This is a genomic window from Pantoea sp. Cy-639 (assembly GCF_011752525.1).
Taxonomy (GTDB): Bacteria; Pseudomonadota; Gammaproteobacteria; order Pseudomonadales; family Pseudomonadaceae; genus Aquipseudomonas.
The window spans coordinates 1-17,527 of the sequence record NZ_VWXI01000002.1 but is presented as its reverse complement, the minus strand read 5'-3'; the positions used below and the strand labels follow the sequence as shown (position 1 = coordinate 17,527).

Sequence of the window (17,527 nt, the reverse complement as noted above, 5' to 3'; positions counted from 1 at the left end):
ACCATGGCCCAGCCCAGTCGAGCCGCGCGTCTGGCGCCGGTGGTGGAAATGGCCGAGGAGGCCGAGCGCAAGGCTGTCCAGCGTCTTGGCCATTTCCAGCGCCTGGTTAGCGATGCCCAGGCCAAGCTGGCCGAGCTGGAGAGCTTTCGCGAGGCGTACCAGGCGCAGTGGATCAACCGCGGCAGCCAGGGGGTGGACGGCAGTTGGCTGCTCAACTACCAGCGTTTTCTCGGCCAGTTGGAGGCCGCGATGACCCAGCAGCGCCAGAGCCTGGTCTGGCACCAGAACAACCTCAACAATGCCCGCGACACCTGGCAGCAGGCCTATGCCCGGGTCGAAGGGCTGCGCAAGCTGGTCCAGCGCTACCTCGACGAGGCGCGCCGCGCCGAGGACAAGCGTGAGCAGCGCCTGCTCGACGAGCTGTCCCAACGTCTGCCGCGCCAGGCTCATCCCTGAGCGGGCGCCAGCAAGGCTGGCTCTTGCGGCTTGCGAGGGACTTGGCTGACTGCTAAACCTTCAAGGGTTGCATTCGCCATCATCGAAGGAATCGCTGGCATGGCAGTCGAGACTGATTTTTCGCAGGACGGGAAAAAGCTGACGATCAAGGTCAAGGGGCGCTTCGATTTCGGCAAGCATCAGGAATTCAGGGATGCCTACGAGCGCCAGAGACCGCGACCGGACTCGGTGGTGGTCGATCTGAAGGAGGCTACCTATCTGGACAGCTCGGCGCTGGGCATGCTCCTGCTGCTGCGCGATCATGTCGGCGGCGAGGATCCGGACATCCGGGTGGTGCATGCCAACCCGGACGTGCGCAAGATACTGGCCATCTCCAATTTCGAAAAACTGTTCGATATCAGTTGAGATTGCCCATGTCCGCCGAACCGGCGTTGACGGTGCTGGTGGCCGAGGATGGCGCCGCAGACCGGCTGTTGCTGGCGCAGATCGTGCGGCGCCAGGGGCACCAGGTGTTCACCGCGCAAAACGGTGAGCAGGCGGTCGCGCTGTTCATCGAGTGTCGCCCGCAACTGGTACTGCTCGATGCGCTGATGCCAGTGATGGATGGTTTCGAGGCGGCGCGACGGATCAAGGCGCTGGCCGGCGAGGCGCTGGTGCCGATCATCTTTCTCACCTCGCTCAACGAGGAGGAGGCGCTGGTGCGCTGTCTCGAGGCCGGGGGCGACGACTTCATGGCCAAGCCCTACAGTGCGGTTATCCTGGGCGCCAAGATCCGTGCCATGGATCGCCTGCGCCGCCTGCAGGCGACCGTGCTGGAGCAGCGCGACCAGATTGCCCGGCATCACCACCACCTGCTCAACGAGCAGCGAGTGGCCAAGGCGGTGTTCGACAAGGTCGCCCATTCGGGGTGTCTCAGGGCCTCGAATATCCGCTACCTGCAATCGCCCTACGCCTTGTTCAATGGTGATCTGCTGCTGGCTGCCTTCACGCCGGCCGGCGACATGCACGTGCTGCTGGGCGACTTCACGGGCCATGGCTTGCCCGCCGCAGTGGGGGCGATGCCGCTGGCGGAAGTGTTCTACGGCATGACTGCCAAGGGGTATGGGCTGGCCGAGACGCTGCGGGAGATGAATGCCAAGCTCAAGCGCATCCTGCCGGTGGACATGTTCTGCTGCGCGGTGCTGCTGAGCCTGAGTTTCCAGCGTGGCACGGTGGAGGTGTGGAACGGTGGCATGCCTGACGGCTACCGGCTGTCGGCGGATGGCGAGGTGCTGGCGGTACTGCCTTCGCGACACCTGCCGCTGGGTATCCTGGCGTCGGAGCAGTTCAGTGCCACCACTGAGGTCATGCCGTTGGCCGTAGGGGAGCGATTGTTCCTGCTCTCTGACGGGGTGGTCGATACCGGCGATGCCTACGATCGCCTGTTCGGTGTCGAGCGCTTGCTCCAGGTACTGGCGGCGAATCGCACGCCTGAGCATCTATTCGACGAGGTGATGCAGGCGCTGGAAGGTTTCGGCGGTCAGCCGCGTGACGATATCAGTCTCTGCGATATCCAGATGCTCGCGCCGGGTGAGGTGGGGGCTCGGCCGATGATCTATTCCGACAGTGGTCGCTCCAGCCCCTTGGAGTGGACGCTGGACTTCGTCTTGCGCGGCGAGAGTCTCCGGCGTTTCAACCCGGTGCCTTATCTGGTGCAACTGTTGCAGGAGGTCCATGGCCTGAGGCCGAGCAGCGGTATGCTGCACAGTGTGCTCAGCGAGCTGTATTCCAATGCCCTGGAGCATGGCGTGCTGGGGTTGGACTCGCGCCTCAAGCGCGACGCCCAGGGGTTCTCCGAGTACTATCGCCTGCGCGGTGAGCGCCTGGAGCGGCAGGTGGATGGCCATGTCAGGGTCGGGTTGCGGGTTGAGCCGCGCCCGGGTGGCGGGCGTTTGCAGGTGGAGGTGCAAGACAGTGGCGCGGGCTTCGATGTCGAGCGGGTGCTGGCGCGGCAACCGTCGGTGCAGGGCTTCAGTGGTCGGGGCCTGGATCTGGTACGGCGCATGGGTTGTCAGGCCTGCTGGCTCGAAGGTGGTCGCCTGGCGCGGGTTGAGTTCGAGTGGTGAGTGCGGCGATCATGCCGGAGTGTGAACGAAACAGGCTTGATCAGGGAGTGAACAAGTGGTGGACATGCATATCGATCAGAAGGTCCTGAGCGACCTGCGGGAGGTCATGGAAGATGGCTACCTGCAGTTGCTGGAAACCTTTCTCGAGGATTCCGAGCGGCGTCTTGAGCAATTGCGCAACGCCAGAAACGCGCAGGAACTCGGGTTGGCAGCCCATAGCTTCAAGGGCAGCAGCAGCAACATGGGCGCGGTTGGCCTGGCCGAGCTATGCCGTGAGCTGGAGGAGCGGGTGCGCCGGCAGCCGCTGTACGGAATCGAAGACCTGATCAATCGTATCGACACTGAATACCATGAAGTCCGACGCTTCTATCGCTGTGAGCAGCAACGTATCTGGCGTCCCTGAAACAATCTGGCCTGACTTTTGCCTGTCTAAGCCCAGACGTTTTTCAAGATTCTGGCGCGGAGACCTTTCAATGCCTGTCGCATCCAATCCATTGCTGCAAGCCGGCCTGGTGAACAAAGCCTCGCGTCCGGCTGTCAGTGTGGCGGACAAGTCGCCGCAGGCCCCGGCCGTGCAGGGCGCCGGCTTCGACCAGGTCATGGCGCGGCAAGGGCGTGACAATGTACCGTCGCGCGATGACAAGCCAGCCTCGGGCGCTGCCCAGGCCAACACCAACAGCGCCGTGAACGGCAAGGCGGATGCCGCGCCGGCACCCGCAGTTGCCGATGCCGGCAATAACTTGCCTGCCGCCGAACCTCAGGCGGTCTCGGACAAGTCCGGCGACGACAGCGACAGCGCGTCGCTGGACGCCAACCTGGTCGCAGGCCAGGTTACCGATGCGCAGCCGGGTGCCCAGTTGATCCAGGCGCAGGCCGAGGCGGTCGCCCCGGTACTGCAGGCTGCGGTGCAGCCACCCCAGCAGCCGACCCTGCCGGCTCCATCTGCCGTGCTGGCGAAGGATGAAGCCAAGCCGGTCCTGTTCGATCCCGAGGCCGACGCGCTCGCCGACATGCCGACCCTGCGCCTGGCGCTGGAGCAGAATGCCCAGGCCAAGGGCACGACGTCGGCCCACGCCACGCCGACCCGGCTGGACAACAGTCAGCAACAGGCTGATCCGAACCAGGCTGCCGTCAATACCTTGGCGAATGCTGTCGAGAAGGTCGAAAGCGAGCCTGGCCATGGCGAGCAGGGCGACAAAGCCTTCAAGGGCCTGATCGATGATGGCCTCAAGGACCTCAAGAGTGCTGCCAGCGACACCCGCGTGGACGATTTCGCCAATCGCCTGGCCAGCCTGACCCAGGCCGCCACGCCCAAGACCGCCAATGCCGTGCCGGTCACGCCCGGCCCGTTGCAGCAGCCGCTGGTGATGAACCAGGGTGCCTGGGCCGAGGGCCTGGTCAACCGGGTCATGTACCTGTCCAGCCAGAGCCTCAAGTCGGCCGACATCCAGCTCGAGCCCGCCGAGCTGGGGCGTCTGAACATCCGCGTCAACGTGACGGCGGAGCAGTCCACGCAGATTCACTTCGTCAGTGGCCACGCGGGTGTGCGCGATGCCCTCGACAGCCAGATGCATCGTCTGCGCGATCTGTTTACCCAGCAGGGGCTGGCACAGCCTGATGTCAGCGTCGCCGACCAGTCCCGTGGCCAGCAGCAACAGCAGCAGGCGCAGCAGGAAGGCTCGGGCTTCTCCGGTGTCGCGGCGCGTCGCGCCGAACGTGCGGCTGACGAGGAGAGCGGGCTGGTCGACGCTTCACGGCCAGTCGAGCAGCAGGTGGTGATTGGCGACAGCGTGGTCGATTACTACGCCTGACGCCCCTGTATCCGGATCGCGGGGCAAGCCCCCCCCACAGGGTCGTGGGGTGGATTGCATCGCGATGAGGCGGTCATCGCAAAGCGCCGGACAAATCTGGCATAACACTTGCTCAAGCCACGTCATCCTTCTTTGAAACCCCGATGGACGACGGATTATTGGCATGGCGAAGAGCGACGCAGTGAAAGACCCCGCCACTAAAGGCAAACTCAAGCTGATCCTGCTGCTGGTGCTGGCCTTGCTGCTGGCGGTCGGCCTGTCGGTCGGCGCCACCTGGTTCTTCATGCACAAGAGCGAGTCGGCACCAGCGCCGGATGCAGCCCAGGCCAACGTCAAGGCGCCGGCTATCTACGAGCCGCTGGCTCCAGCCTTCGTAGTCAACTTCAACCAGAACGGCCGTCAGCGCTACATGCAGGTGAGCATCACCATGCAGGGGCGTAGCCAGGCCGATCTGGATGCGTTGAAAGTGCACATGCCGGTGATTCGCAACAATCTGGTGATGATGTTCTCCGGCCAAGGCTTCGATACCCTCGCGGCCAGCTCGGTCGGGCAGGAGATGCTGCGTCAGAAAGCCACCGCGGTGGTGCAGGAAGTGGCGCAGAAAGAAGTCGGCAGGCCGGTCGTGGACCAGCTGCTGTTCACCAATTTCGTATTGCAGTAGGAGCACATAGATGGCCGTGCAGGACCTGCTGTCCCAGGATGAGATCGACGCCCTGCTGCATGGGGTGGACGATGGGCTGGTACAAACCGAGAGCGCCGGCGAGCCCGGCAGCATCAAGAGCTACGACCTGACCAGTCAGGACCGTATCGTCCGGGGGCGCATGCCGACCCTGGAAATGATCAACGAGCGTTTCGCCCGTTACACCCGCATCAGCATGTTCAACCTGCTGCGCCGCTCCGCGGACGTGGCGGTGGGCGGCGTGCAGGTGATGAAGTTCGGCGAGTACGTGCATTCGCTGTACGTGCCCACCAGCCTCAACCTGGTGAAGATCAAGCCGTTGCGCGGCACCTCGCTGTTCATCCTCGACGCCAAGCTGGTGTTCAAGCTGGTGGACAACTTCTTCGGCGGCGACGGTCGTCACGCCAAGATCGAAGGTCGCGAGTTCACCCCGACCGAGCTGCGCGTGGTGCGCATGGTCCTGGACCAGTGCTTCGTCGACCTCAAGGAGGCCTGGCAGGCGATCATGCCGGTCAACTTCGAGTACATCAACTCCGAGGTCAACCCGGCCATGGCCAACATCGTCGGCCCCAGCGAGGCGGTGGTGGTGTCGACCTTCCACATCGAGCTGGACGGCGGTGGCGGCGACCTGCACGTGACCATGCCGTACTCGATGATCGAGCCGGTACGCGAAATGCTCGACGCCGGTTTCCAGTCCGACCTGGACGATCAGGACGAGCGTTGGGTCAAGGCCCTGCGCGAGGACGTGCTGGATGTCGCGGTGCCGCTGTCGGCCACCGTCGCCCGGCGTCAGCTGAAGCTGCGCGACATCCTGCACATGCAGCCCGGCGATGTGATCCCGGTGGAGCTGCCGGAGCACCTGGTGCTGCGTGCCAATGGCGTGCCGTCGTTCAAGGCGCGGCTGGGTTCGCACAAGGGCAACCTGGCGCTGCAGATCATCGATCCGATCGAACGCCGCTGACGGCGTGCCGGTCGCTCACTACGAATTGAATGCCTGTCGAGGAAATCATGGCTAACGAAAACGAGATCAACGCTCCAGACGACCAGGCGCTGGCCGACGAGTGGGCCGCGGCCCTGGAAGAAACCGGTGATGCCGGGCAGTCGGACATCGACGCGCTGCTGGCCGCCGATGCCAGTGGTTCGGGCGCAGGCCGCCTGCCGATGGAAGAGTTCGCCAGCTCGCCCAAGCCCAACGAGAACGTCAGCCTCGAAGGCCCGAACCTGGATGTGATCCTGGACATTCCGGTGAGCATCTCCATGGAAGTGGGCAGCACCGAGATCAATATCCGCAACCTGCTGCAGCTCAACCAGGGTTCGGTCATCGAGCTCGACCGCCTGGCGGGCGAGCCGCTGGACGTGCTGGTCAACGGCACCCTGATCGCCCACGGCGAAGTGGTGGTGGTCAACGAGAAGTTCGGCATCCGCCTGACCGACGTGATCAGCCCCAGCGAACGCATCAAGAAGCTGCGCTGAGTGAAGGGCGTGCTGCGGGCCGCCACGGCCCTCATCGCCTTGCTGGCGAGCCCGTTGCTGCTGGCGGCGGCCGAGCCCGCTGCCGCGCCTGCCGTTGCCCCGATGCCGGCGAGCCTGGGTGGACAGCTGGCGCAGATGGTCTTCGGCCTGCTGCTGGTGGTGGGCCTGATCTTCTTCCTCGCCTGGCTGTTGCGGCGCATGCAGAGCACCGCGCAACGTGGCGTGCAGGCGATCGAGATCGTCGGCAGCCGCGCCATCGGCCCGCGTGACCGGCTGCTGCTGGTGCAGGTGGGCAAGGAGCAGATCCTGATCGGCCATACCCCGGGCAGCATCGAGGCCTTGCATGTGCTGGCCGAGCCTGTGGAGGTGCCGGCTGCGGCGCGCCCGGCGACGCCGGAATTCGCCCAGCGGCTGCTCGAGCTGATGGGCAAGGATCAGAAGGACAGGAAGTAATGATGCGCATGCTGTTGACCCTGGCGCTGCTGCTGGCCGCGCCGCTGGCCCTGGCCGCCGACCCGCTGTCGATTCCGGCCATCACCCTGTCCAGTGGGGCGGACGGGCAGCAGGAGTACTCGGTCAGCCTGCAGATCCTGCTGATCATGACGGCGCTGAGCTTCATTCCGGCGTTCGTCATCCTGATGACCAGCTTCACCCGCATCATCATCGTCTTCTCCATCCTGCGTCAGGCCCTGGGCCTGCAGCAGACGCCGTCGAACCAGGTGCTCACCGGCATGGCGCTGTTCCTGACGATGTTCATCATGGCGCCGGTGTTCGATCGGGTGAACAAGGATGCGCTGCAGCCCTATCTCAGCGAGCAACTGACTGCGCAGCAGGCCATCGACAAGGCCCAGGTGCCGTTGAAGGACTTCATGCTGGCGCAGACCCGGCAGAGTGACCTCGACCTGTTCATGCGCCTGTCCAAGCGCACCGACATCGCCGGCCCCGACCAGGTGCCGCTGACCATCCTGGTACCGGCGTTCGTCACCTCCGAGCTGAAGACCGCGTTCCAGATCGGCTTCATGATCTTCATTCCGTTCCTGATCATCGACATGGTGGTGGCCAGCGTGCTGATGGCGATGGGCATGATGATGCTGTCGCCGCTGATCATTTCGCTGCCGTTCAAGATCATGCTGTTCGTCCTGGTCGATGGTTGGGCGCTGATCATGGGCACCCTGGCTGGCAGTTTCGGCGGCGTCTGACGCCGTCAAGGAGAGCTTCACATGACCCCTGAAGTTGCAGTCGACCTGTTCCGGAGCGCATTGTGGATGACCACCACGATGGTTGCGGTACTGGTCGTGCCAAGCCTGCTGATCGGCCTGGTGGTGGCCATGTTCCAGGCTGCCACGCAGATCAACGAACAGACCTTGAGCTTCCTGCCTCGCCTGCTGGTGATGCTGGTCACCCTGATCATCGTCGGGCCTTGGCTGGTGCAGAAGTTCATGGAGTACTTCATCAGCCTCTACACCAGCATTCCGCAGTTGATCGGTTGAGCGCGCCATGCTCGAGCTGACCGATGCGCAGATCGGCACCTGGGTTGCCACGTTCATCCTGCCTCTGTTTAGGGTGGCGGCCTTGCTGATGACCATGCCGATCTTCGGCACCAAGATGCTGCCGACCCGTGTGCGCCTGTATGCCGCGCTGGCCATTACCGTGGTGATCGTGCCCGCGCTGCCGCCGTTGCCGGCGATCGACCCGCTGAGCCTGCGTGGTGTGCTGCTGTGTGGCGAGCAGGTCATCGTCGGTGCGTTGTTCGGTTTTTCGCTGCAGTTGCTGTTCCAGGCGTTCGTCGTTGCCGGGCAGATCATCGCGGTGCAGATGGGTATGGCTTTCGCCTCGATGGTCGACCCGGCCAACGGGGTCAACGTGGCGGTGGTCAGCCAGTTCATGACCATGCTGGTGAGTGTGCTGTTCCTGGTGATGAATGGTCATCTGGTGGCGCTCGAGGTGCTGACCGAGAGTTTCACCACGCTGCCCATTGGCAGTGCCTTGGTGGTCAACCATTTCTGGGAGATGGCCGGGCGTCTGAGCTGGGTGCTCGGTGCCGGTCTGCTGTTGATCCTGCCGGCGATCGCTTCGCTGTTGGTGGTCAACGTCGCCTTTGGCGTGATGACCCGTGCCGCGCCGCAGTTGAACATCTTCTCCATCGGTTTCCCGCTGACCCTGGTGTTGGGGCTTGGCATCTTCTGGGTCGGCCTGGCCGATATCCTTTCCCATTACCAGGCACTGGCCAGCGAAGCGCTGCAGTGGCTGCGTGAGTTGGCACGGGCGCGCTGAGCATGGCCGAGAGCGAGAGCGGGCAGGACAAGACAGAAGAACCCACCGAGAAGCGCAAGCGCGACGCGCGCGAGAAGGGTGAGATTGCCCGTTCCAAGGAACTGAACACGGTGGCGGTCACGCTGGCTGGGGCGGGCGGGTTGCTGGCGTTCGGCGGGCACCTGGCGCAAACCCTGATGACCTTGATGCAGGTGAACTTCAGCCTGGCACGCGAGGTGATCGTGGATGAGCGCAGCATGGGCAAGTTCCTCCTGGCTTCGGGGGAGATGGCGATCTGGGCGGTGCAGCCGATCCTGATCCTGCTGTTCGTGATCGCCTTCATCGGGCCTATCGCGCTGGGGGGCTTCCTGTTCTCGGGGAGCTTGTTGCAGCCCAAGTTCAGTCGGATGAACCCGTTGTCGGGGATCAAGCGCATGTTTTCACTGCATGCCTTGACCGAGCTGCTCAAGGCGATGGCCAAGTTCGTGGTGATCCTGATCGTGGCGCTGGTGGTGTTGTCCTCGGATCGCGAGGCGTTGCTGGCAATCGCCAACGAGCCGCTGGAGCAGGCGATCATCCATGCGGTCCAGGTGGTGGGTTGGAGTGCGTTGTGGATGTCGGCGGGGTTGCTGCTGATCGCGGCGGCGGACGTGCCGTTCCAGCTGTGGCAGGCGCACAAGAAGCTGAAGATGACCAAGCAGGAAGTGCGCGACGAGTACAAGGATACCGAGGGCAAGCCGGAGGTGAAGCAGCGTATCCGTCAGTTGCAGCGTGAAGTATCGCAGCGGCGGATGATGGCGGCGGTGCCCGAGGCCGATGTGATCATCACCAACCCGACGCACTATGCCGTGGCGTTGCAGTACGACCCGGAGAAGGGTGGCTCGGCGCCGTTGCTGGTGGCCAAGGGTACCGACTTCCTGGCGCTGAAGATGCGTGAGATCGGGGTCGAGCACAAGGTGCAGATCCTTGAGTCGCCTGCGTTGGCGCGGGCGATCTACTACTCCACCGAGCTCGAGCAGGAGATCCCGGCAGGCCTGTACCTGGCGGTGGCGCAGGTATTGGCCTATGTGTTCCAGATTCGCCAGTATCGGGCTGGCAAGGGCAAGCCGCCGGAACCGTTGAAGGAAGATTTGCCGATCCCCGACGATTTGCGGCGCGATAGCTGAATACGCTGCGGCGCTGGGCGTGTATTTCGCACGCCATCATCGTCAATCCCATCCCCTCATTCACCCACGATCCAGAAAGTTGGAAAGCTTCTTGCAAAGGCAGCGCCAGGCGCCACGCAGGCGTCAAAGTTTTGCTTGAAGAGGACTCGCGGTGGATCGCACTCAGTTAATCAACAGCGCCCGTAACAACCTGGCCGGTCTCGGCAGGGGCAATCTCGGCGTGCCGCTGTTGCTGCTGGTGATGTTGGCAATGATGATGTTGCCGATACCACCGTTCCTGCTCGACGTGTTCTTCACCTTCAACATCGCGCTGTCGATCGTCGTCCTGCTCGTCTGCGTGTATGCCCTGCGGCCCCTGGATTTCGCCGCCTTCCCCACCATCTTGCTGGTGGCCACGCTGCTGCGACTGGCGCTGAACGTCGCTTCCACCCGTGTGGTCATGCTCCACGGCCAGGAGGGTCACGGCGCGGCGGGCAAAGTGATCCAGGCCTTCGGTGAGGTGGTGATCGGCGGCAACTATGTCGTCGGTGCGGTGGTCTTCGCCATCCTCATGATCATCAACTTCGTGGTCGTGACCAAGGGTGCCGGGCGGATCTCCGAGGTGAGCGCGCGCTTCACCCTCGACGCCATGCCCGGCAAGCAGATGGCCATCGACGCCGACCTCAATGCCGGCCTGATCGACCAGGCTCAGGCCAAGTCCCGGCGCGCCGAAGTTGCCCAGGAGGCCGAGTTCTACGGCTCGATGGACGGTGCCAGCAAGTTCGTTCGCGGCGATGCCATCGCCGGCCTGCTGATCCTCTTCATCAACCTCATCGGCGGCATGCTCATCGGCATGCTGCAGCACAACATGTCGTTCGCCGATGCCGGCAAGGTCTATGCCCTGCTCACCATCGGTGACGGTTTGGTGGCGCAGCTGCCTTCGCTGTTGCTGTCCACCGCGGCCGCGATCATGGTCACCCGTGCCTCGGGCTCCGAGGACATGGGCAAGCTGATCAATCGGCAGATGTTCGATTCGCCCAAGGCCCTGGCGGTGTCCGGCGCCCTGATGATCGTCATGGGCCTGGTCCCGGGCATGCCGCATATCGCCTTCCTCAGTCTTGGCTTGCTGGCCGGCGGTGGCGCCTACCTGGTCTGGAAGAAGCAACAGAAGGCCAAGGTCGAGGCCTTGCAGGAGGCCCAGCGCCAGCAGGACCTTCTGCCGTCGCCGCAACGGGCTCTCGAAACCAAGGAGCTAGGCTGGGACGACGTCACCCCCATCGACATGATCGGCCTGGAGGTCGGCTACCGTCTGATCCCGCTGGTCGATCGCAACCAGGGTGGGCAGTTGCTGGCGCGAATCAAGGGCGTGCGCAAGAAGCTGTCCCAGGACCTGGGCTTCCTCATGCCGACCGTGCATATCCGCGACAACCTCGATCTGCAGCCCAGTGCCTATCGCCTGACGCTGATGGGGGTGATCCTGGCCGAGGCCGAGATCTATCCCGATCGCGAGCTGGCGATCAACCCTGGTCAGGTGTTCGGCAGTCTCAACGGTATTGCCGCGCGCGATCCGGCGTTCGGGCTGGAGGCGGTGTGGATCGATATCGCCCAGCGCGCCCAGGCGCAGTCGCTGGGGTATACCGTGGTGGACGCCAGCACGGTGGTCGCCACGCACCTCAACCAGATCCTGCAGAAGCACTGCCACGAACTGATCGGTCACGAAGAGGTCCAGCAGTTGCTGCAGGTGCTGGCCAAGGCTTCGCCGAAGCTGGCCGAGGAGCTGGTGCCGAGCGTCATTTCCTTGTCGGGCTTGCTCAAGGTCTTGCAGGCATTGCTTGCCGAGCAGGTGCCGGTACGCGATATCCGAAGTATTGCCGAGGCGATCGCCAACAACGCGGGCAAGAGTCAAGATACCGCCGCACTGGTCGCCGCCGTGCGTGTCGGATTGTCTCGCGCCATCGTGCAAAGCATTGTCGGCGTTGAGTCCGAGCTGCCAGTCATCACCTTGGAGCCAAGGTTGGAACAAATCTTGCTCAATAGTCTGCAAAGGGCCGGGCAGGGTCAGGAAGATGGTGTTCTTCTTGAACCGAGCATGGCCGAAAAGCTTCAGCGTTCGTTGATCGAAGCTGCCCAGCGTCAGGAGATGCAGGGCCAGCCGGCCATCCTTCTGGTGGCCGGCCCGATCCGGGCCATGCTGTCGCGCTTCGGTCGCCTGGCTGTACCGAATTTGCATGTTTTGGCGTATCAGGAAATACCTGACAACAAGCAAGTCACCATCGTTGCCACCGTGGGCCCCAACGGCTGAGGTAGTGGGTTATGCAAGTTAAGCGTTTTTTCGCCGCCGATATGCGTCAGGCCATGAAGCTGGTCCGGGATGAGCTCGGCTCCGATGCCGCCATCATCGGTAACCGGCGCATCGCTGGCGGTGTCGAACTGACGGCCGCGCTGGACTACAAGCTGTCCGCCCTGGCCCCGCGTGTTCCCAATGCGGAGCTCGAGGACGAATTGCGCAAGACCCAGTCGCGCATCGTCACCGCCCAGGCTGAAATCAGCGAGCGCGGCGAGCTCGGCGAAGGCAACCGGCAACTGTTTGCTGGTCAGTCGCTGACGGCCTCCGAACCCTTGATCGAGCCGCACGTCGAGCCGCCGGCCGTGGCGGCCGCGCCAGCACCGGCGCCGGTCGACCCGCGCCTGTTCGACGCCATGCGCTCCGAGCTGTCGGGGCTGCGCGAGCTGCTCGAAGTGCAGCTCGGTTCCCTGGCCTGGAGCCAGCTTCAGGGCAGCAAGCCGCAGCAGGCCAACCTTTGGCGCCGTCTGCAGCGCCTGGGCCTGTCCGGTGCGCTGGCTGGCGAGCTGCTCGAGCTCACCGCCGAGATCGAAGAGCCGCGCCAAGCCTGGCGCATGGTGCTGGCGCACCTGGCGCGGATGATCGACGTGCCCGAGGTCGAGCCGATCGAGGAGGGCGGGGTGATCGCCATGGTCGGTCCGGCCGGCATGGGCAAGACCACCACGCTGGCCAAGCTGGCCGCGCGCTACGTGCTCAAGTACGGCGCGAACAACCTGGCGCTGGTGAGCATGGACAGCTACCGTATCGGCGCACAGGAGCAGCTCAAGACCCTGGGGCGGATCCTCAATGTGCCGGTCACCTACGTCGATCCGGGCGAGTCCCTGGCCCAGGCGCTGGAGCCCTTGTTGCGCAAGCGCGTGGTGTTGATCGATACCGCCGGCCTGCAAGCCAGCGATCCGGCCCTGCGCATGCAACTGGAGACGCTTGCCGGTCGCGGTATCGCCGCCAAGAACTACCTGGTACTGGCAACCACCAGCCAGAAGCAGGTGCTGACCGCCGCCTATCACAGCTATAAGCGCTGTGGCCTGGCCGGCTGCATCCTGACCAAGCTCGATGAAACGGCCTGCCTCGGCGAAGTGCTGAGCCTGGCCATCAGTCATGAACTGCCGGTGGCCTACCTGACCGACGGCCCGCGCATTCCTGACGACCTGCAATTGCCGCGCAAGCACCAGTTGGTGAGCCGCGCTGTGAGCGTACAGATGCAGGACGAGCCCAGCGAAGAGGCCATGGCCGACATGTTCGCTGATCTCTACCACAACCCTGGCAAGCGTGCGGGTTGAGGGTGAATACTGTGCAAAGTACCTACATCATGGGGTTGCCCGGCCTGTCCGCGGCCTTGAGCGTTCAGCCCCTCTTGTGGCCCTGGTCCAAGCGAGACAAGGTAAAGAACAGACATGGGTAGCATGCATCCCGTACAGGTGATCGCCGTGACCGGTGGCAAAGGTGGCGTCGGCAAGACTAACGTTTCAGTGAACCTGTCCCTGGCCCTGGCCGAGCTCGGTCGCCGGGTGATGCTGCTGGACGCCGACCTGGGTCTGGCCAATGTCGACGTGCTGCTCGGTCTTACCCCCAAACGTACCCTGGCCGATGTCATCGAAGGGCGCTGCGAGCTGCGTGACGTGCTGCTGCAGGGGCCGGGTGGCGTGCGCATCGTGCCGGCCGCTTCGGGCACCCAGAGCATGGTGCACCTGGCGCCGGCCCAGCATGCCGGCCTGATCCAGGCGTTCAGCGAGATCGGCGACAACCTCGACGTGCTGGTGATCGACACCGCTGCAGGTATTGGTGACTCGGTGGTCAGTTTTGTTCGCGCCGCCCAGGAAGTGCTGCTGGTGGTGTGCGACGAGCCCACCTCGATCACCGACGCCTACGCCCTGATCAAGCTGCTCAACCGCGATTACGGGATGAATCGTTTCCGTGTGCTGGCCAACATGGCCCAGAGCCCGCAGGAAGGGCGCAACCTGTTCGCCAAGTTGACCAAGGTCACTGATCGCTTTCTTGACGTCGCCCTACAATACGTCGGCGCCGTGCCTTACGACGAATGTGTGCGCAAGGCCGTGCAGAAGCAGCGGGCGGTCTATGAGGCCTTCCCTCGGTCCAAGTGCGCGCTGGCCTTCAAGGCCATCGCGCAGAAGGTCGACAGCTGGCCGCTGCCTGCCAATCCGCGCGGACACCTGGAGTTTTTCGTCGAGCGTCTGGTGCAGCCCACCAGCGCGGGGCCGGTACTATGAATGCGAGCGGATTCAAGATGTACAGCAAGGCGTCCAAGGATGCCCAGTACGAACTGATCGAACGCTACGCGCCATTGGTCAAGCGCATTGCCTACCACCTGCTGGCACGCCTGCCGGCCAACGTGCAGGTCGAGGACCTGATCCAGGCCGGCATGATCGGCCTGCTGGAAGTCGCCAACAAGTACGATGCCAGCAAGGGCGCGAGTTTCGAGACCTACGCCGGTATTCGTATCCGCGGCGCGATGCTCGACGAGGTGCGCAAGGGTGATTGGGCGCCTCGTTCGGTGCACCGCAACACGCGCATGGTCAGCGACGCGATTCGCTCGGTTGAAGCAAGAACCGGTCGCGACGCTAAAGATCACGAGGTTGCTGCCGAACTCCAATTGAGTCTCGATGATTACTACGGGATTCTGAACGACACCTTGGGCAGCCGCCTGTTCAGTTTCGACGACCTGCTGCAGGACGGCGAGCATGAAGGGCTGCACGAGGATGGTGCCAGTGGCCAGTTGGAGCCATCGCGGGACCTGGAGGACGAGCGCTTCCAGTCCGCCCTGGCCGACGCCATCGCCAACCTGCCGGAGCGCGAGCGTCTGGTCCTGGCGCTGTACTACGACGAAGAGCTGAACCTCAAGGAAATCGGTGAGGTGCTGGGGGTCAGCGAGTCGCGTGTCAGCCAGTTGCACAGCCAGTGCGCGGCGCGTCTGCGCAGTCGCCTGGGAGAATGGCGGGCGCGTTGAACCAGGGTTCGATGCAGTCGTTTTTATTGTGGTGCCGAATTGATTGACTGCGCGCTCGGCGCCGAGCGCGTTTAAGACTGCTTGGAGGTCTAATTGAACAAAGACATGAAAATCCTCATCGTTGACGACTTTTCGACGATGCGGCGGATCATCAAGAACCTGTTGCGTGACCTGGGCTTCACCAACACCGAAGAGGCCGACGACGGCACCACGGCGCTGCCGATGCTCGAAGCCGGTCACTATGACTTCCTGGTGACCGACTGGAACATGCCTGGCATGTCGGGTATCGACCTGCTGCGCAAGGTGCGTGCGCACGATCGCCTGAAAGGCATGCCGGTGCTGATGGTGACCGCCGAAGCCAAGCGCGACCAGATCATCGAAGCCGCCCAGGCCGGGGTCAACGGTTACGTGGTCAAGCCATTCACCGCCCAGGTGCTCAAAGAAAAGATCGAGAAGATCTTCGAACGCGTCAACGGCTGAGTCACGTCAGGGGGCGCCATGGAGTCAACCAACAACTCTCTGGGTGAGTTCGAAGCCACCCTGAAGAAACATGCCCAGGAACTGGTCGAGAGCCTCGAGCGCGGCCGGTTCGGCGAGGCTGTGCAGCTGATCCATCAGCTCAACCAGACCCGCGACCGCGGCTTGTATCAGGAAGTCGGCAAGCTCACCCGTGAGCTGCACAGCGCGATCGTCAGCTTCCAGATCGACCCGGCGATGCCGCAGGCCGAGGAAGTCTCGCAGATCACCGATGCCACCGAGCGTCTCTCCTACGTGGTGCGCCTCACCGAGGGCGCGGCCAACCGCACCATGGACCTGGTGGAGGAGAGCACCCCGGTGCTCAACGATCTTGCCGCCGAGGCCCAGACCCTGTCCGCCGACTGGCAACGCTTCATGCGTCGCGAAGTGGCGGCACCGGAATTCCGTGAGCTGGTCAAGCGTGTCGACAGTTTTCTGACGCATAGCGCCGAAGGCAACCGCAAGGTCGCTGGCCACCTCAACGACATTCTCCTGGCCCAGGACTATCAGGACCTGACCGGCCAGGTGATCAAACGGGTGACCGCGCTGGTCACCGAAGTCGAAAGCAATCTGCTCAAGCTCGTGCTGATGGCAAGCCAGGTCGACCGCTTTGCCGGGATCGAACATGACCACCAGCAGCTGCGTGCTGAAAAAGATCAAGAAAAACATCCGACTCGGGGTGAAGGTCCGCAGATTCATGCCGATAAGCGTGAAGACGTCGTGTCCGGTCAGGACGATGTCGACGATCTGCTGTCCAGCCTGGGTTTTTAAGGAGCACGTTTAATGAGCTTCGGCGCCGATGAAGAAATCCTCCAGGATTTCCTGGTAGAAGCCGGCGAAATCCTCGAGCAACTGTCCGAGCAACTGGTCGAGCTGGAAAGCCGGCCCGACGATGCGGACCTGCTCAATGCGATTTTCCGCGGTTTCCACACTGTGAAAGGGGGCGCCGGCTTCCTTCAGCTCAACGAGCTGGTGGAGTGCTGCCATATCGCCGAGAACGTGTTCGACATCCTGCGCAAAGGTGAGCGCCGGGTCGACGCGGAACTGATGGACGTGGTGCTCGAGGCGCTCGACACGGTCAACAGCATGTTCGGCCAGGTGCGCGAGCGCAGCGATGTCACCCCGGCCACCCCTGAGCTGCTGGCCGCGCTGTCGCGCCTGGCCGAGCCGGGTGGCGCCGAGGCTCCGGCCCCGGTGGTCGAGGCTGCGCCAGTGGTAGAGACCGCTGCCGAGCCGGATATCACCGACACCGAGTTCGAACAGTTGCTCGACTCGCTCGATGCGGTCAAGGCCGAAGCCGAGGCGCAGGTCCACGAGCAGATGCAGGGTGAGCCGGTCGGTGGCGAGGGTGACGAGATCACCGACGCCGAGTTCGAGTCGCTGCTCGACCAGTTGCACGGCAAGGGCCAGTTCTCTGCCGAAGCGGCCGCCGCTCCAGCGTCACCGGCCAGCGACGAAATCACCGACGCCGAATTCGAATCGTTGCTCGACCAGTTGCACGGCAAGGGCACCTTCGCCGTCGATGCGCTGCCCGGTGCCGGCGCTCCGGCTGCCGCCGCCGCTGTCGCTGGCGGTGACGAGAACATCAGCGAGCACGAGTTCGAGGCGTTGCTCGACCAGTTGCACGGCAAGGGCAAGTTCTCCGGTGACGCAGTCGCCGCCGAAGCGCCCGCCGCAGTCGCTGCCGCGCCTGCAGCCGCCGCGCCGGCTGCGGCCAAGGTCGAGGCCAAGCCAGTAGCCAAGCCTGCGCCTGCCGCGGCACCCGCTGGCGCACCGGCCG

Annotated in this window: 20 protein-coding genes; all 20 read left to right on the top strand. The window is 63.7% G+C overall.

What is annotated here, in order from left to right; translation table 11 throughout:
- Positions 1 to 3 precede the first annotated feature (3 nt).
- A complete protein-coding gene (gene fliJ / locus F3J43_RS02375; protein WP_166883221.1) occupies positions 4 to 456 on the top strand; it encodes a flagellar export protein FliJ in 453 nt (150 codons plus the stop codon).
- Between the two features lie 99 nt (positions 457 to 555).
- Complete coding sequence (locus F3J43_RS02370; RefSeq protein ID WP_166883220.1) at positions 556 to 861, top strand: STAS domain-containing protein; 306 nt, start codon at positions 556 to 558, stop codon at positions 859 to 861.
- An 8-nt stretch (positions 862 to 869) separates the two neighbouring features.
- The gene (locus tag F3J43_RS02365; RefSeq protein WP_166883219.1) at positions 870 to 2,561 is read left to right on the top strand and encodes an ATP-binding SpoIIE family protein phosphatase; all 1,692 of its coding nucleotides are present in this window, start codon (positions 870 to 872) and stop codon (positions 2,559 to 2,561) included.
- 64 nt (positions 2,562 to 2,625) lie between these two features.
- Positions 2,626 to 2,964, top strand: coding sequence for an Hpt domain-containing protein (locus F3J43_RS02360; RefSeq protein ID WP_205297589.1), 339 nt, complete (start codon positions 2,626 to 2,628; stop codon positions 2,962 to 2,964).
- A gap of 70 nt (positions 2,965 to 3,034) precedes the next feature.
- Positions 3,035 to 4,372, top strand: coding sequence for a flagellar hook-length control protein FliK (locus F3J43_RS02355; RefSeq protein ID WP_166883217.1), 1,338 nt, complete (start codon positions 3,035 to 3,037; stop codon positions 4,370 to 4,372).
- 163 nt (positions 4,373 to 4,535) lie between these two features.
- Positions 4,536 to 5,033 (top strand): flagellar basal body-associated protein FliL, encoded by a 498-nt coding sequence (gene fliL, locus F3J43_RS02350; RefSeq protein ID WP_166883216.1) that lies wholly within the window; start codon positions 4,536 to 4,538, stop codon positions 5,031 to 5,033.
- Between the two features lie 10 nt (positions 5,034 to 5,043).
- The gene (gene fliM / locus F3J43_RS02345; RefSeq protein ID WP_166883215.1) at positions 5,044 to 6,012 is read left to right on the top strand and encodes a flagellar motor switch protein FliM; all 969 of its coding nucleotides are present in this window, start codon (positions 5,044 to 5,046) and stop codon (positions 6,010 to 6,012) included.
- A 47-nt stretch (positions 6,013 to 6,059) separates the two neighbouring features.
- Complete coding sequence (gene fliN / locus F3J43_RS02340) at positions 6,060 to 6,524, top strand: flagellar motor switch protein FliN (RefSeq protein WP_166883214.1); 465 nt, start codon at positions 6,060 to 6,062, stop codon at positions 6,522 to 6,524.
- Positions 6,525 to 6,977 carry a flagellar biosynthetic protein FliO gene (fliO, locus tag F3J43_RS02335; protein WP_166883213.1) on the top strand — a complete coding sequence of 151 codons (453 nt, stop codon included), beginning with the start codon at positions 6,525 to 6,527 and terminating at the stop codon, positions 6,975 to 6,977. It begins immediately after the preceding gene.
- Positions 6,978 to 6,979: 2 nt separating this feature from the next.
- Complete coding sequence (gene fliP / locus F3J43_RS02330; protein ID WP_502706595.1) at positions 6,980 to 7,723, top strand: flagellar type III secretion system pore protein FliP; 744 nt, start codon at positions 6,980 to 6,982, stop codon at positions 7,721 to 7,723.
- Between the two features lie 21 nt (positions 7,724 to 7,744).
- A complete protein-coding gene (gene fliQ / locus F3J43_RS02325) occupies positions 7,745 to 8,014 on the top strand; it encodes a flagellar biosynthesis protein FliQ (protein WP_166883211.1) in 270 nt (89 codons plus the stop codon).
- 7 nt (positions 8,015 to 8,021) lie between these two features.
- The gene (fliR, locus tag F3J43_RS02320) at positions 8,022 to 8,798 is read left to right on the top strand and encodes a flagellar biosynthetic protein FliR (RefSeq protein WP_166883210.1); all 777 of its coding nucleotides are present in this window, start codon (positions 8,022 to 8,024) and stop codon (positions 8,796 to 8,798) included.
- 2 nt (positions 8,799 to 8,800) lie between these two features.
- Positions 8,801 to 9,943 (top strand): flagellar biosynthesis protein FlhB, encoded by a 1,143-nt coding sequence (gene flhB / locus F3J43_RS02315; RefSeq protein WP_166883209.1) that lies wholly within the window; start codon positions 8,801 to 8,803, stop codon positions 9,941 to 9,943.
- A gap of 151 nt (positions 9,944 to 10,094) precedes the next feature.
- Positions 10,095 to 12,224, top strand: coding sequence for a flagellar biosynthesis protein FlhA (gene flhA, locus F3J43_RS02310; protein WP_166883208.1), 2,130 nt, complete (start codon positions 10,095 to 10,097; stop codon positions 12,222 to 12,224).
- A gap of 11 nt (positions 12,225 to 12,235) precedes the next feature.
- The gene (gene flhF / locus F3J43_RS02305; protein ID WP_166883207.1) at positions 12,236 to 13,546 is read left to right on the top strand and encodes a flagellar biosynthesis GTPase FlhF; all 1,311 of its coding nucleotides are present in this window, start codon (positions 12,236 to 12,238) and stop codon (positions 13,544 to 13,546) included.
- Between the two features lie 114 nt (positions 13,547 to 13,660).
- Entirely contained in the window at positions 13,661 to 14,494 is an 834-nt protein-coding gene (gene fleN, locus F3J43_RS02300) for a flagellar synthesis regulator FleN (protein WP_016393812.1), read from the top strand.
- Entirely contained in the window at positions 14,491 to 15,231 is a 741-nt protein-coding gene (gene fliA, locus F3J43_RS02295; protein ID WP_166883206.1) for an RNA polymerase sigma factor FliA, read from the top strand. The genes fleN and fliA overlap by 4 nt, the downstream gene beginning before the upstream one ends.
- A 105-nt stretch (positions 15,232 to 15,336) precedes the next feature.
- Entirely contained in the window at positions 15,337 to 15,711 is a 375-nt protein-coding gene (locus F3J43_RS02290; RefSeq protein WP_134693811.1) for a chemotaxis response regulator CheY, read from the top strand.
- Positions 15,712 to 15,729: 18 nt separating this feature from the next.
- Positions 15,730 to 16,518, top strand: a complete 789-nt coding sequence (locus F3J43_RS02285) for a protein phosphatase CheZ (RefSeq protein ID WP_166883205.1) — start codon at positions 15,730 to 15,732, stop codon at positions 16,516 to 16,518.
- A gap of 12 nt (positions 16,519 to 16,530) precedes the next feature.
- Positions 16,531 to 17,527: Hpt domain-containing protein (locus F3J43_RS02280; protein WP_205297588.1), on the top strand; the 997-nt coding region annotated here is incomplete at its 3' end.